18 protein-coding genes are annotated in these 12866 nt (G+C 51.3%); 6 read left to right on the top strand and 12 right to left on the bottom strand.

What is annotated here, in order from left to right:
• Nucleotides 1-25: 25 nt before the first annotated feature.
• From HCK03_RS11620 to HCK03_RS11600, 5 genes are all read right to left on the bottom strand, one after another.
• Complete coding sequence (locus tag HCK03_RS11620; protein WP_115192523.1) at nt 26-211, bottom strand: hypothetical protein; 186 nt, start codon at nt 209-211, stop codon at nt 26-28.
• 110 nt (nt 212-321) lie between these two features.
• Nucleotides 322-555 carry a DinI-like family protein gene (locus HCK03_RS11615; RefSeq protein WP_115192522.1) on the bottom strand — a complete coding sequence of 78 codons (234 nt, stop codon included), beginning with the start codon at nt 553-555 and terminating at the stop codon, nt 322-324.
• A gap of 370 nt (nt 556-925) precedes the next feature.
• Nucleotides 926-1351: a glutaredoxin-dependent arsenate reductase gene (arsC, locus tag HCK03_RS11610; RefSeq protein ID WP_076946774.1), complete on the bottom strand. Its 426-nt coding sequence runs from the start codon at nt 1349-1351 to the stop codon at nt 926-928.
• Nucleotides 1352-1363: 12 nt separating this feature from the next.
• Nucleotides 1364-2653, bottom strand: a complete 1290-nt coding sequence (locus HCK03_RS11605; RefSeq protein ID WP_115192521.1) for an arsenic transporter — start codon at nt 2651-2653, stop codon at nt 1364-1366.
• Between the two features lie 45 nt (nt 2654-2698).
• Nucleotides 2699-3019, bottom strand: coding sequence for a transcriptional regulator (locus HCK03_RS11600; protein ID WP_064407404.1), 321 nt, complete (start codon nt 3017-3019; stop codon nt 2699-2701).
• An 86-nt stretch (nt 3020-3105) separates the two neighbouring features.
• Between HCK03_RS11600 and arsH the strand changes: the two genes are divergently transcribed.
• Nucleotides 3106-3804, top strand: a complete 699-nt coding sequence (gene arsH, locus HCK03_RS11595) for an arsenical resistance protein ArsH (protein ID WP_123552177.1) — start codon at nt 3106-3108, stop codon at nt 3802-3804.
• A gap of 181 nt (nt 3805-3985) precedes the next feature.
• On the opposite strand, the gene HCK03_RS26325 is transcribed toward arsH, so the two are convergent.
• From HCK03_RS26325 to HCK03_RS11560, 7 genes are all read right to left on the bottom strand, one after another.
• On the bottom strand, nt 3986-4576 hold the full coding sequence (locus HCK03_RS26325; protein WP_227697866.1) for a hypothetical protein: 591 nt from the start codon (nt 4574-4576) through the stop codon (nt 3986-3988).
• 85 nt (nt 4577-4661) lie between these two features.
• Nucleotides 4662-4928 (bottom strand): DUF977 family protein, encoded by a 267-nt coding sequence (locus HCK03_RS11585; RefSeq protein ID WP_132509886.1) that lies wholly within the window; start codon nt 4926-4928, stop codon nt 4662-4664.
• A 7-nt stretch (nt 4929-4935) separates the two neighbouring features.
• Nucleotides 4936-5685, bottom strand: coding sequence for an ATP-binding protein (locus HCK03_RS11580; protein ID WP_132509884.1), 750 nt, complete (start codon nt 5683-5685; stop codon nt 4936-4938).
• A 2-nt stretch (nt 5686-5687) separates the two neighbouring features.
• Nucleotides 5688-6581: a hypothetical protein gene (locus HCK03_RS11575; protein ID WP_206110943.1), complete on the bottom strand. Its 894-nt coding sequence runs from the start codon at nt 6579-6581 to the stop codon at nt 5688-5690.
• A gap of 17 nt (nt 6582-6598) precedes the next feature.
• Nucleotides 6599-7393, bottom strand: coding sequence for a ParB/RepB/Spo0J family partition protein (locus HCK03_RS11570; protein ID WP_167691604.1), 795 nt, complete (start codon nt 7391-7393; stop codon nt 6599-6601).
• A gap of 128 nt (nt 7394-7521) precedes the next feature.
• A complete protein-coding gene (locus HCK03_RS11565) occupies nt 7522-8058 on the bottom strand; it encodes a toxin YdaT domain-containing protein (RefSeq protein WP_167691603.1) in 537 nt (178 codons plus the stop codon).
• 3 nt (nt 8059-8061) lie between these two features.
• On the bottom strand, nt 8062-8325 hold the full coding sequence (locus HCK03_RS11560; RefSeq protein ID WP_132509875.1) for a transcriptional regulator: 264 nt from the start codon (nt 8323-8325) through the stop codon (nt 8062-8064).
• A 95-nt stretch (nt 8326-8420) separates the two neighbouring features.
• Between HCK03_RS11560 and HCK03_RS26320 the strand changes: the two genes are divergently transcribed.
• From HCK03_RS26320 to HCK03_RS11540, 5 genes are all read left to right on the top strand, one after another.
• Nucleotides 8421-8777 carry a hypothetical protein gene (locus tag HCK03_RS26320; RefSeq protein ID WP_227697864.1) on the top strand — a complete coding sequence of 119 codons (357 nt, stop codon included), beginning with the start codon at nt 8421-8423 and terminating at the stop codon, nt 8775-8777.
• Between the two features lie 448 nt (nt 8778-9225).
• Nucleotides 9226-9369: a hypothetical protein gene (locus tag HCK03_RS11550; protein ID WP_167690986.1), complete on the top strand. Its 144-nt coding sequence runs from the start codon at nt 9226-9228 to the stop codon at nt 9367-9369.
• A 115-nt stretch (nt 9370-9484) separates the two neighbouring features.
• Complete coding sequence (locus tag HCK03_RS11545; protein ID WP_110183679.1) at nt 9485-9676, top strand: DUF1482 family protein; 192 nt, start codon at nt 9485-9487, stop codon at nt 9674-9676.
• A gap of 8 nt (nt 9677-9684) precedes the next feature.
• A complete protein-coding gene (locus HCK03_RS26315; RefSeq protein WP_139339430.1) occupies nt 9685-9843 on the top strand; it encodes a YdaE family protein in 159 nt (52 codons plus the stop codon).
• 137 nt (nt 9844-9980) lie between these two features.
• On the top strand, nt 9981-12857 hold the full coding sequence (locus tag HCK03_RS11540; protein WP_167691602.1) for a RecE family exodeoxyribonuclease: 2877 nt from the start codon (nt 9981-9983) through the stop codon (nt 12855-12857).
• Nucleotides 12858-12866 lie beyond the last annotated feature (9 nt).

Raw genomic sequence — 12866 nt, 5'->3', positions numbered from 1 at the left:
TGCCGTTGTTCAGGCGGCAAATTGATTATGGCAAGTTTATATATGCCGGGTCAATTATCCCAGCTTCAATAGACAATTCTACAAACTCTTCGATGGTAGCTAGAAATTGCTTTTCGCTGATCTTTTCAAGGACGATAACCTGGTCACCATTGCATTTTATTCGGTATTCGCCACCTTTTTTGATTATACGAATGGCCTCTTCAATATCCATCGCCCCTCCCCGAGCTACATTCAGACTAAAAAGATGTCTGGCAGCTGCATCTGAGGGAAACGCTGTATGCGATGCTCTGACAAAAATGCCTGCTACCAACTAAAGCCAATTCAGTAAAACCAGTCGTCGGCGCTTTCCCACGTTTCCTGCAGAATCTCTTCTATCGTTTCTCTATCGCCATCAATACCACCCAAAACACTCAGACTATCAGCCCCGGAGCGACGTACTGATAATTTGCAGTCCTCATACTTCTGGCTGAACCGCCGCAGCAGTTCAGCTTCAAGGGCAGGCTCAGCACCATCTGGCAACACCTTCTTGCGGTCGATTGTGATTTCAATTCTCATAGTAACCTCGACATCGATATACTGTATAAATAAACAGTACACCCATGCCGATAAATGTTCAATATCTTAAGAGAACGAATTGTTAACTTTTCTATCAGTAGTTGCATAAAAAAACCCGCCGTAGCGGGTTGAATTGACAAGGTTTATTTTTTGTTACGGCCGGACGTATCGAAGTAGTACGCGTCACTGGCTCGTGGTATCTGGAGCCTTGATCCACATTTGTAGCGCACTCACATTCCGTAAAATGTAAGAGAGTAAAGTCCGCTCCTGGCACACAGCAGACAAACACGTGACGCTGTAGGTCTCCTGAGAGCGAAAAGCGGACGCCCGCAAAGCATTAACAGGCGTCCGATATTTTGAAGTGGGCAGATTACTTAACCCGTTTCCCCATTTCGTCAATGACTTTCTCGCCATCCTCTTTGGTAAACACTCCTTTCTGACCTTCCGGTAGAATATCCAACACTATTTCTGAAGGGCGGCAAAGACGAGTGCCAAGCGGCGTAACGACTACCGGCCGATTAATCAGGATCGGGTGTTGAAGCATGAAATCAATCAACTGCTCATCACTAAATTTCTCTTCATCAAGACCCAACTGCTCATAGGGTTCGACGTTCTTACGCAGCAATGCACGTACTCCAATACCCATATCTGAAATCAGTTTGATAAGTTCATCACGAGTCGGGGGAGTATCGAGATAATAAATAATGGTTGGTTCGTTACCGCTGTTACGGATCATCTCCAGCGTGTTACGTGAGGTCCCACAGGCCGGATTGTGATAGATGGTAATGTTGCTCATATCTGTATCTCATTACAAAGTGACGGAGAGCCGTAACGCCAGCGCGGCCAGAGTGACAAACAGCACGGGCAGAGTCATGATTATGCCCGTGCGGAAGTAATACCCCCAGGTGATGGTCATGTTTTTCTGTGCCAACACATGAAGCCATAACAGGGTTGCCAGACTGCCTATCGGGGTGATTTTAGGACCTAAATCGCAGCCAATCACATTGGCATAAATCATCGCCTCTCTGGCTATGCCGGACGCAGTGCTCCCGTCTATAGACAATGCGCCAATGAGTACCGTCGGCATATTGTTCATCACAGACGCCAGGAACGCAGTCAGGAAGCCGGTACCGAACGTAGCAGCCCATAAACCTTTGTCTGCCAGCATATTGAGTACGGCTGAAAGAGACTCAGTCAGTCCAGCGTTACGCAGGCCGTAGACGACCAGATACATACCCAGCGAGAAAATCACTATCTGCCAGGGCGCACCGCGCAGCACTTTCCCGGTATTTATGGCATGACCACGCTTTGCTACCACGAAAAGCACCGCAGCCCCAACTGCTGCTATCGCACTTACAGGGATCCCCAGCGGCTCCAGAACAAAGAAACCGGTCAGCAAGAACAGTAAAACAACCCAGCCCGCCCTGAACGTCGCTGGATCTTTAATCGCGCTGGCAGGCGTTTTGAGCAGTGAAACGTCATATCTGGCCGGAATATCGCGGCGGAAGAAGAGATGGAGCATGGCCAGTGTTGCAGCGATGGCCGCAAGGTTCACAGGGACCATCACGGAGGCGTACTGCGTAAAGCCCAGATCGAAGAAATCCGCCGAGACAATATTCACCAGGTTGGAAACTATCAGCGGCAGGCTGGCGGTATCGGCAATAAATCCCGCAGCCATAACAAAGGCCAGCGTCGTCGCCTGGCTGAACCCCAGTGCGAGCAGCATTGCAATCACAATTGGCGTCAGTATCAGCGCGGCACCGTCGTTAGCAAACAGAGCAGCAACAGCTGCGCCAAGCAGTACTATCCAGGTAAACAGCAGGCGGCCGTGCCCGTTACCCCATCTGGAAACATGCAGCGCGGCCCATTCAAAGAAACCGGACTCATCGAGCAGCAGGCTGATGATGATCACCGCAATGAATGCCGCTGTTGCGTTCCAGACGATGTTCCAGACTACAGGGATATCATGAATGTGGATAACTCCCGTTCCCAGCGCCAACACTGCTCCGATACTTGCACTCCAACCGATGCTTAGACCTCTGGGCTGCCAGATGACCAGGACCAGCGTCAGTATAAATATACTCCCTGCCAAAATCATTTCAGGTTCCTTTGCATATGGTTATGTATATGTGATGCAAAATTCTCAGCATGATGTACAGGCTGATTTTGACAGCCATTCACCCACATCTTCTCTCATACATTGCCAGGTCGTCGTGATCGTCTCAGCCGCCCACGCTGGCATGTGGGGAGACAGACGGTAGTGAATCCATTTGCCTTCCCGGCGGTCAAGCACTAACTCTGCTTCACGCAGAATAGCCATATGGCGAGATATTTTGGGCTGTGACTCAGTAGTGACCGCACATATATCGCATACGCATAGTTCGCCGGACTCCCGGAGAAGCATGACAATGGCGAGACGTGTTTCATCCGACAGGATTTTAAAAAGCTGAACAGGCTGTAGCATTGATTACTCCGTTCCCTTCAGAATATACATATGGTAAACCATATGCATTAGCTTTGAAATCACCGTAATATCCCGGAGGAGAAATAATGGAACACTTTCCTGCACTGAACGCTGATTGTTTCGATAAAAAGATTGCTGAGCACCTACAGCTCAATGAATCTCCACGCATTCTGATTCTGTATGGCTCGGTAAGAGAGCGTTCGTACAGTCGTTTTGCAGCAGAAGAGGCGGGTCGCCTGCTGACGGCGATGGGGGCGGAAGTCAGGCTGTTTAATCCTTCAGGTTTACCCCTGCCGGATGATGCTCCGGATACACACCCAAAAGTCATAGAGCTGCGCGGACTGGTCAGATGGTGTGATGGAATGGTGTGGAGCTCTCCTGAGCGGCATGGGGCAATGAGTGCGGTGATGAAGGCCCAGATCGACTGGATCCCGTTAAGCGAAGGCGCGGTCCGCCCTTCTCAAGGCAAAACTCTCGCTGTAATGCAGGTATGTGGCGGCTCGCAGTCTTTTAATGCGGTGAACCAGATGCGAATTCTTGGCCGCTGGATGAGGATGTTCACTATTCCTAACCAGTCTTCAGTCGCTAAAGCCTGGCAGGAATTCGATGAAAACGGGCGAATGAAACCTTCGTCCTGGTATGACCGCATTGTCGATGTCGCCGAGGAGTTATTTAAAATCACTCTCCTGTTCAAGGGGCAAAGCAGTTACCTTGCCGATCGCTACAGCGAACGAAAAGAGAGCCATCAGGAACTTTCGTCACGCGTCAATCAGGAGAAAATATAACGTTAGGTAGTTCAAAATGTCCGCTTATGGCACAAAGCTGCCTGTCAGCTGAGCTTAAGCTCTGTATCGTAAGAGCGCTAGCTCAGATCTGAGTTACAACACATAAATATTCACTAAAAGACTTCGGTTATTCTCTCATAATCATCTTTGCGACCACAGGCATATTCCCGTGAAGGATCCACTATTTCACCTCCTGCTGGGCGGCTGCGAGCACACTACGAACCGCGTCGAATGCTGGGGCTACAAATCCAACATCTTCGGTACAAACAGCGTCGAGGTTATTCAGCGTATCGCCCATGAATTCCATCGCGGCCAGTGATTTGAGCAGAGCGTCGCGGATAGAATCCGGAATTACCAGAGAGTTGCCTACCTGAAGCACGGCGGCGCGGCGAATATCAGTTTCCAGTTCCTTGGCCCAGTCCAGCCATTCATCAGGCAGCCCGCTTTTGCTGCTGGCTATGTGATTAGCGAGTTTGTATAAATCCTCGGTCTCTACCCGCGCTGGCTGCGCGTGGCGGTAGAGCGCGACATCTGCTGGCTCTGAGTTCTGCTCGCCCCACAGATGCGCTGTATCTCTACCCTGGTTGATATAGCCTATGTTTCGCTCATCGGTATAGGCTAGTGGGTCCCTGTCCTGCTCAGCCTTGCGGCGTTCCTGTAGCTCGCGCATTGCTGACGCTATATCAGCGTAATCTGTTAAAACAGAGTCGTCGCAAACTTCTGCGCGAGCGAGAATTTCAGCGATACGTTTTTCAGTTAAGTTTCTAGTCATTTGTTGGCCTCTGGCTTATCGACATAATGACCGCCTTCCCGCTGCTCAGCTCCTTCAAAGACAAAGCGCCATTTACGTTGTTTGCTCATTTGCCTGCTCCTGAGCTCTTACGATAACTAAATCTGTTGAGATCAAAATCAATGGTTGCTCGTTGGTCTCGAAACAACCCGAGACGCCCATAGCGGACGACTTTTCCGGAACGCGCCGCAGCACGAAAATGTTTTCCTACGGAATCACGACACATATGAAGTTCGGCGCAGGCCTCTTTCACCGTCAGGCGGCCTCTCGCCAGAGTCAGTTCGATAATTTTCTGAACGCTCGCCTGCTGTTGTTCGCGCGATTTGTTAGCCATAATCTCCTCACTTCACAACGCGCAAATGGTGCACATTTTTGCGGTGACTATCCCAGTCGAAATTGACCCAGATACCGCTATCCATCTGGAGACGGTCGAGGATCCGCGCGCCGAGGGTTTCCACCAGCGATTCATAATTCAGGTTGGTCAGGACCCCTACCGGGCGCATCGACGAAAGCCGGCGATCAATGACCTGGTTCAGAATGACTTTCTCATTCCGGCTATCGCGCTGAATGCCCACTTCGTCCAGCACCAGCAGATCAACCCGGCAAAGGTCGTCCAGTAGTTCCGCTTCCGATTTTCCCGTGTCGTAGCATTCCCGAACCCGCAGCATCAGGTCAGGTATCGTGACCACCAGAATGGTATGCCCGCGCTGCAGCAGATAATTTCCGATCGCCGCGGCCAGATGATTTTTCCCGGTACCCGGCTTGCCACTGAATACAAAACTGGTAAACCCGTCACCGAAGTTCTGCGCGTAGCTTTTTGCCAGCGTTAACGCCCGGCGCTGGCCATCGCCGTTCACCTGGTAATTTGCGAACGTGCAGCTGCGGTGCAGATCCTGAATACCCGCGCGCCCAAAAATTTTCTCAGCGCGAGTCTTCTGGTTTTCCCGCTCCAGTTCCTCGCAGCGCTTCCGCCCTTCGGACTCTTGCCAGGCGCGCCATTCTGCGACTGTGCCGAATTTTGGTTGCACACTCGCTGGAATAATTCGTTTCAGGCGCTCCAGCGCGCTGCCGGTACCAACAATGTTTTTCATCGCTACCCCTTGAATCCCGATGGGATGGTTTTGTCAGGCTCCGAAATCTGATTGGGATCTCGTGTGCCTGGCGCCTGCTGAATCGCCCACGGTTCGCTGAAATGCATACCGGGACCGAAAAACGTCTTCGCCTGTTTCACGTACTGCGTGTTCAGGTTTCCCTCAAATTTCACGAAAGCCGCGTAGCGCTCCACGCCTGAGTAAATTTCCTCAGCAGCTGTTCCATCCCTGATGCGGGCATTCCAGGCCTTGAACGCATCGGACTTACTGTTGCCCCCTGCACGCTTTGGATAAATCGACCAGACCAGTTCGAACTCATCCGGGTATGTTTTTTTCTGTTCAGGGTTATCGCCTTCGCTCTGACCCTGATCGCTTGGGGGGGTGGCGTAGCCATGCCCCGAACTATCTTCTTCCTGTTCCTGTTCCTGTTCCTGTTCCTGTTCCTGTTCCTGGTTAAGGAAGGGTTGCAGAACCCTTTCGGAACCCTTTAGTTTCGAGATGCTGATATGGGATATGGCCGAGGCCATGACCCGCGCCAGCTCTGGCTTAACCGAGGATTTGTCCGGTACCTGGTCAAACAATCGCAGAGCTGCAATCCCCTGGTTCGGGTTCTCCACCGAATTCCAGGCCAGAAAGTTACGTATCAGAACCCATTTCGAGGACGAATCACGCGTTGCGAAACCGTTCGCCGACAGTTCATCAAACCCTTTCGAAACCCTTTCAGGAGTCCAGGCAAGGTCTTCCGAAACATATCCATCAGGCAGCCGGAAACACCCAATCATGTTCGTGTGTTGACCAGTGAGCAGGTACAGTGCAAGCAGCCGGGCATCATCAGAAACCCGCCGCATTCCATCGCTAATCCAAAATGATGTATGCACCTTGCCGTAATCACGCATAGAGACCCCGCTGTTGCTTAAACTGGTGTGTTTTCATCTCCAAGCACCCACCGCAAAGCCGCGGCAAATTCGCCGCTTGCGGTTTGAAGTGCCTGGGTGATTTCCTTACGGGATTTGAGACGCGGCTTTGTGTCGCCGAGAACCTGACGCTGCCGGCGCGTTTTTTCATGTCCGGTAGTGCCAGCGGTCGCAGCTTCGATTTCTGCTACCTTCTCCCGCTGTGCTTCTGGCTTCATTGATGCCAGCTGTCGCGCCTGAGAGACGGTGACAGTGCCAGATTCGACCGCATCCCGAACGGCCTGAGTGGCATCAAGCAGAGACAGGGTGGCGCGCACGGTCTGAACGCTACAGCCAAACAACATTGCAAGATCGTCCTCGTCGTAACCACGATCCAGAGCGTCGGACATTTTCTTAGCGCGACCTAACGGCGTGTCAGGCCGTCGAATTTCGTTTTCACTGACCATGTACTCGGTCATTTTTTTTGCTGACCCGCGCTTAACGACGCCAGGAACAAGCAACGGCTTTTTACCTTCTTTCAACAGCAGCTTATTGGCTTCCAGCGTATGGCGAACGCGCTGACGGCCAACAACCACACAGGTAAGCCCGTTTTCGGGGTCTTTCCAGACAGTGATCGGCTCCAGAACACCCAGCTTCTTGATATTCAGCACCATCCCTTTGTCAATCGGTAGGTGAACACGCTCATCGTAAAGCGGGTGGGCCTTATCGGTTACCAAGTGCAGCTTTTCGGGTTCAAATTTCAGCACGTTGGTTTTGCCGTTGGCGCCGTAAGCGTCTTTCGAATTTTTAGCCATTGGCGCCCCCGTTGTTGATATTGGTTTGTTTCGCGTTCATAATTTCCCCTGTGAATTGATCCAGTCTTTTCGCATAGAAAGTCGGCACTGTTAGCGCAGTCCGGCTTTCGATTTTTTTGGCTTACGCATCACATGCCCCCCAGCATCGAAGTGACCATGCTCATCAGCACGCCTGCCTGCTCAGGCATTAGCCGGAACAACGAAGTAATCCCTTCACTGACCTCTTTTAATTTCTGGTGCTCCGGCGCGTTCAACATCACGGCCTGCTTTGCTTCAGCGCACTCCTTGATAGCTGAAGCCAGACGCGATAAAGCATCGTCCTGCGGTATTAGTCGGTGACGAAGTTCAAGAGGAAGTACGGCTAAGATCGCCGGGATTAATTGCCTGATATTTTCTCGGGCATATTCCGTTTCGCCATCGAGCCAGCGGAACAACTTCTGACGTCTGCGACTCAGTTCCGAAGGAAAATCTAGCCCGGTACCGCCCTGCCTTTCCCATTCCTCAATGACCAGTGCAGCGACTACATCCTGGTTATCCAGCGACGCTGACCAAGCTCGGATAACCGCACGGATTTGATCATGAGTAACATGGCCGCCGGACTGATTGCGGTTTATCAGCCTGGGACTACCGGCTCCGGTATTCTGTTGGAAGTGAAGCGAATGCATGCGCTACCCCCGACCCTGATCTTGATCAGCGTTATGCGTTTCGACCGAGGGAACAAATTCCGGCCAAATACTTCGCCATTCATCTGGAAAACAATCAGCTCGGGTAACTCGCCCATCTGTTAGTTGCTCAATAAGAATGGCGCGAGCGGGTGAAATAGCTGCGTTACCCGAGGCCATTTGCGATAAGTAAGAGGTTGAAACTTCAAGCTTTACAGCTAAAGCTTTTGCGTTTCCTCTTTTCATGCTGAGATAGTCTTTGAGTTGCATACATGCTCCTTCGTAAATGTAGCTTGAGTTTATAAATTACTAAACCCAAAAGTCAAGTATTTGCTTGTTTATAAATTACTAATCAAAATGCGCATATGACGACATCAGATATCAGACGAAAACGGCTTAAAGAGTGGTTCTCAGAAAAGTCGTTACCAGAGAAAGAGAAGAGCTATTTATCGCAACTGATAAATGGGCGGAGTTCTTTTGGTGAAAGGGCTGCAAGGCGTCTAGAAAAAGACTATGGCATGCCTGCCGGCTATCTTGACGCTGATGATGAGAACTCAGCTGCAAAACTTGCTGCTTTAGAACTAAGTACAGAAGAAGAAGAACTCATAAAGTACTTTCGCGGATTTCCTGATTCGGCAAAGCGGGAAGCACTCAAAGATTTTGAATCTAAATACAACAAATTTAACGAGCTTTTCAAAGAGTTACTCGCTTCAAGAAAGTGATTTTAATAGCTATCAAATATCTAAACCGCCAATATGGCGGTTTTTTTTCGCCACCAACTCTGTTCTTTCCCTCTAAAAATCTAATCCCAGCAAAAGTTTAGCATTTACTTCACCAAAAAGTTTACTTATCGCTTTACAAAAAGGTTTAGTAATGGTTAAACTCATTTCATCAACAACGCGCTGCGTTGCTCCGATAAAAAACGTTCGGCTACCCGGCCTTAAGGGACAGAAAAACTAATCAGCAGGCTTTGCAATGCGGTGAATGCGGCTATGCGCACGCGGCTCAGTTAAAGCAGTACCGCCTTGTTTCCCGGGTGGGGTGGAAAAGAAGCAGCCGGCAGTAGTTGTTAACAGGCTACCGTCACCGGGAGGCACCCGCGCCGCATTGCAAAGCCTGATTAATGGTTAGTCAGCAAGCACCGTTTGCCGCGTTAAGGCAGGAGCTGAAATGAGTAAAAACGGCATTCGCTCTATGGTCATTTCGGTAGTTATCGGCCTTCTGTTTTGGGCCGCCACTTACAAACCAATGGTAGGGGTAATTTCATGGTTGATTATGCTCGCCAGCCCGCTCGTCAGCAGGCTGTTCGCCTGACGCAAAGCGAGGTTTTTGCTCGCAGGGTATGTTATCTGATCGCAAAAACCGGCTATTTTTCCCGCCGCCTTTTCTGCCGTCTCGTTACGCAGCTCGCGCAAAAAGGTGACCCGTCATGAGCACGATGTTCGCGCTGATGCTCACCGTCGGCATGTTAACAGGCGGAAATCAGGATGTTTTGCTCGGTGTTTACGACAGCGAGAAGGCCTGTAAAGACGCAGCCGTTGAGCAAGGCGTTCAGGGTGATTGTTATCCACTGAAGGGCGTTTTAGAAGAGCACCCCGCCGCATTTACGGCGCAGATGTAGGAGGAACAATGCAGAAACACTGCGCTTACTGCCGCAAGCAGATCGAGGAAGGCACTGAAGTGAAAATGACCATCCTCATCATTCACGGCTCGCAGCTGGCGCCACGAGAAAGAACGTATTGCTCTAAGAAGTGTGGCCAATACGACCAGATGGCCAACGAGGCATAACGTAAAACCCGCCGAAGCGGGCTGTACGTCCGGTGACACCGACCAAAGTTCCACCGGAAATTACCAAAAACCAATGAACACCCAATGGGCGCTAGCAATGGCCCGTGGATTCTAACATCCAAAATCGAGGCAACGACATGGAATTTTTTAATCTGATAAGGGCCACTCAAAAATCAGGTAAGCCTGACGGAGTTATCTGGCGCACCGCGAAATCTGAAGCTCGCGCTAACCTGCAGCTCGAAGTAGACCTGGAAGATGCGGGAATCGAAACGGGTCGTGGTCATGACTACAATAAGCCGATCCGCACCGATTTCCCGGTATTTAACGACCTGCCGGCTGAAGGCGTGCTCGATTTCGAATGGTGCAACCGTTACGAACTCGCCGACGACCAGCGCACCTGGCAGTTGAAGGCGGGCGCAGTTCCTGCCGACGAATTCCACCAGGAAGAAGAGAGACAGGACAACGGGACTGTCATCGTGGATGGTGTCGACACGTCGACAGGTGAAGTTCTGGTTGGTCAGTCCAGCGTCGGTAATGCCGATATCACTGAAGACGACGATCAAAATACACTTTATCCGGTCGTGAAACTTCGCAGACCACAACTCATTATCTCTCAGTTCATCAGCAACGCTGTTGCTCACCATGTCACTCAGAGGCAGCGTATCCAAATCGGCGCGCTGGAAATGGATACTGACAACAACTACATCCAGAACCTGTTGCTGGCTACGCGAAGCATCCCTGAGATCGACGAACTCACGACAGCCAATCTCTGGAAATTAACCGACGCCGTTAAAAAGGTCTTTCCCGAAGATAAGCGGACTGAGCTCGGCTTGTTGCTTAATTTCCTGAAAGTCTGGATAGAAACCCCGCATATTGACCGCGGCATTTTGGTCAAAGAGTGGGCTGGCGGGAATCGTATTTCAGGGGTTCAAAAGCAAGAGACACAAACTACTACTGAATCCCCACGCTACAAACGTGCTGTAACTCAGAGCATGGCGAATCTTGGCATTGAGATCGCCATTGCTCAACTTTATCCGGATGCCGAACCGGGCAAAATTAGCCGCCCTCAGCTCATCGGAGCGAAAGATCTGGTAGACCGGAAAGAGGATATTCATGTAAAAGCGCTGAAGATCCTCGGCAAAACCACCGACATTCTCGACTACGACGCTCACAGCATTTTCGGGGTCACCCGAGCCATTAAATGGAACAGTGAGGAAGATACCTCAGAACTGCGGGCAATGGTTCGCAACTGGTTTACCGAAAATGGCATCTATGAAAATGGTGAACCCTCTAAAGGTTATCCGGAATGGAATGATGCCCCCCGAGGGTTCGCCCATTCAAGCGCAGATACAAAGACCTTCGATGATGTTGATAAACAGACGACCACAGAACACGGTGAGTTTGGCGAGGTCGTTAGCGACCCGACGGATCCAAATGTGGTCTCAGCAGTGCTGGAGAAAACAGAACAACCGCAAGTCGCCAATCTCGGCGCTGGCATGTTCTCCATCGAAGGCCTGATGGCCTCTCCTGCCCCAACAAACGCCAAAGAAGAGGCCACCAGCAATGTGCAGATGGAAGCGGCTAAGCCGGTCAAAATCGAAGTTGAAAATGCGATATCAGCAGGCGAAAGCGTTGATGCAGTTGATCCGCAAACAGATGCCGTAACCCCGGCGGAAGCACAGCCTGAACTCAGCGCGACCGCTGAAGAGTTAAAGGTGGAGTGGCCTGAGTTTTTCGAACCGGGGCGCTATGAAGGCCTGCCGAATGAGGTTTATCACGCAGCCAACGGTACCAGCTCCACGATGGTCAAGGATGCTCGAGTATCCCTGATGTATTTCGACGCACGCCACGTATCTAAAACCATTCAGAAAGTGCGCTCCCCGGTATTGGATATGGGCAACCTTGTGCATGCACTGGCGCTGCAGCCTGACGACATGGACAAAGAGTTCAGCGTCGAGCCCGTAATCCCCGAAGGTGCATTCACCACCACCGCAACGATCCGCTCCTTTATCGATGAGTACAACGCTACCCTGCCGGCACTGTTGAGCAGTGACGATATCAAAGCATTGCTGGATGCACATAACGCCACCCTGCCCGCGCCGTTCCCGCTTGGGGCATCCGTTGACGAATCCTATGCGTCATATGAGCAACTACCGGAAGAGTTCCAGCGCATCGAGAATGGGACTAAGCATACTGCTACGGCAATGAAGGCCTGCATCAAAGAATACAACGCCACCCTGCCCGCGCCGGTTAAAACCAGCGGCAGCCGCGACGCATTGCTGGAACAGCTGGCAATCATTAATCCTGACCTGGTCGCACAGGAAGCCCAGAAGCCGCAGCCGCTGAAAGTCTCCGGCACCAAAACGGATCTCATTCAGATTGTGAAATCCGTTAATGCTGATGCGGTATTCGCCGACGAATTGCTGGATGCCTGGCGCGAGAACCCGGAAGGAAAAGTGCTGGTTACCCGTCAGCAGCTAAGCACTGCGCTGGCCATTCAGAAAGCACTGTTGAATCATCCGACCGCCGGCAAGTTGCTGACACACCCGAGCCGCGCCGTCGAGGTGAGCTATTTCGGTATTGATGAAGAGACTGGCCTGGAAATCCGTGTGCGTCCTGACCTTGAGATCGACATGGGAGGCCCGCGCATTGGCGCAGACCTGAAGACTATCAGCATGTGGAATATCAAACAGGAAGGCCTGCGCGCCAAACTGCACCGGGAAATCATCGAGCGCGACTACCACCTGAGCGCTGCAATGTACTGCGAAACCGCAGCCCTCGATCAGTTTTTCTGGATTTTCGTCAACAAAGACGAGAGCTACCACTGGATCGCCATCATCGAGGCATCCGAAGAGCTGCTTGAACTCGGCATGCTGGAATATCGCAAAGCGATGCGCGCCATAGCTCACGGTTTCGACACAGGCGAGTGGCCGGCGCCAATTACCGAAGACTACGCCGAAGAGCTCAACGATTTTGATGTGCGCCGTCTCGAAGCGCTGCGCGTACAGGCTTAAGGGGGAAAT

The organism is Klebsiella terrigena (genome assembly GCF_012029655.1).
GTDB classification, from domain to species: domain Bacteria; phylum Pseudomonadota; class Gammaproteobacteria; order Enterobacterales; family Enterobacteriaceae; genus Klebsiella; species Klebsiella terrigena.
This window is presented reverse-complemented; position numbering and strand designations above follow the sequence as displayed.

Coding starts and splice junctions, on each gene's coding strand:
- HCK03_RS11620 (WP_115192523.1), bottom strand. CDS start 211: ATGGATATTGAAGAGGCCATTCGTATAATCAAAAAAGGTGGCGAATAC.
- HCK03_RS11615 (WP_115192522.1), bottom strand. CDS start 555: ATGAGAATTGAAATCACAATCGACCGCAAGAAGGTGTTGCCAGATGGT.
- arsC (WP_076946774.1), bottom strand. CDS start 1,351: ATGAGCAACATTACCATCTATCACAATCCGGCCTGTGGGACCTCACGT.
- HCK03_RS11605 (WP_115192521.1), bottom strand. CDS start 2,653: ATGATTTTGGCAGGGAGTATATTTATACTGACGCTGGTCCTGGTCATC.
- HCK03_RS11600 (WP_064407404.1), bottom strand. CDS start 3,019: ATGCTACAGCCTGTTCAGCTTTTTAAAATCCTGTCGGATGAAACACGT.
- arsH (WP_123552177.1), top strand. CDS start 3,106: ATGGAACACTTTCCTGCACTGAACGCTGATTGTTTCGATAAAAAGATT.
- HCK03_RS26325 (WP_227697866.1), bottom strand. CDS start 4,576: ATGACTAGAAACTTAACTGAAAAACGTATCGCTGAAATTCTCGCTCGC.
- HCK03_RS11585 (WP_132509886.1), bottom strand. CDS start 4,928: ATGGCTAACAAATCGCGCGAACAACAGCAGGCGAGCGTTCAGAAAATT.
- HCK03_RS11580 (WP_132509884.1), bottom strand. CDS start 5,685: ATGAAAAACATTGTTGGTACCGGCAGCGCGCTGGAGCGCCTGAAACGA.
- HCK03_RS11575 (WP_206110943.1), bottom strand. CDS start 6,581: ATGCGTGATTACGGCAAGGTGCATACATCATTTTGGATTAGCGATGGA.
- HCK03_RS11570 (WP_167691604.1), bottom strand. CDS start 7,393: ATGGCTAAAAATTCGAAAGACGCTTACGGCGCCAACGGCAAAACCAAC.
- HCK03_RS11565 (WP_167691603.1), bottom strand. CDS start 8,058: ATGCATTCGCTTCACTTCCAACAGAATACCGGAGCCGGTAGTCCCAGG.
- HCK03_RS11560 (WP_132509875.1), bottom strand. CDS start 8,325: ATGCAACTCAAAGACTATCTCAGCATGAAAAGAGGAAACGCAAAAGCT.
- HCK03_RS26320 (WP_227697864.1), top strand. CDS start 8,421: ATGACGACATCAGATATCAGACGAAAACGGCTTAAAGAGTGGTTCTCA.
- HCK03_RS11550 (WP_167690986.1), top strand. CDS start 9,226: ATGAGTAAAAACGGCATTCGCTCTATGGTCATTTCGGTAGTTATCGGC.
- HCK03_RS11545 (WP_110183679.1), top strand. CDS start 9,485: ATGAGCACGATGTTCGCGCTGATGCTCACCGTCGGCATGTTAACAGGC.
- HCK03_RS26315 (WP_139339430.1), top strand. CDS start 9,685: ATGCAGAAACACTGCGCTTACTGCCGCAAGCAGATCGAGGAAGGCACT.
- HCK03_RS11540 (WP_167691602.1), top strand. CDS start 9,981: ATGGAATTTTTTAATCTGATAAGGGCCACTCAAAAATCAGGTAAGCCT.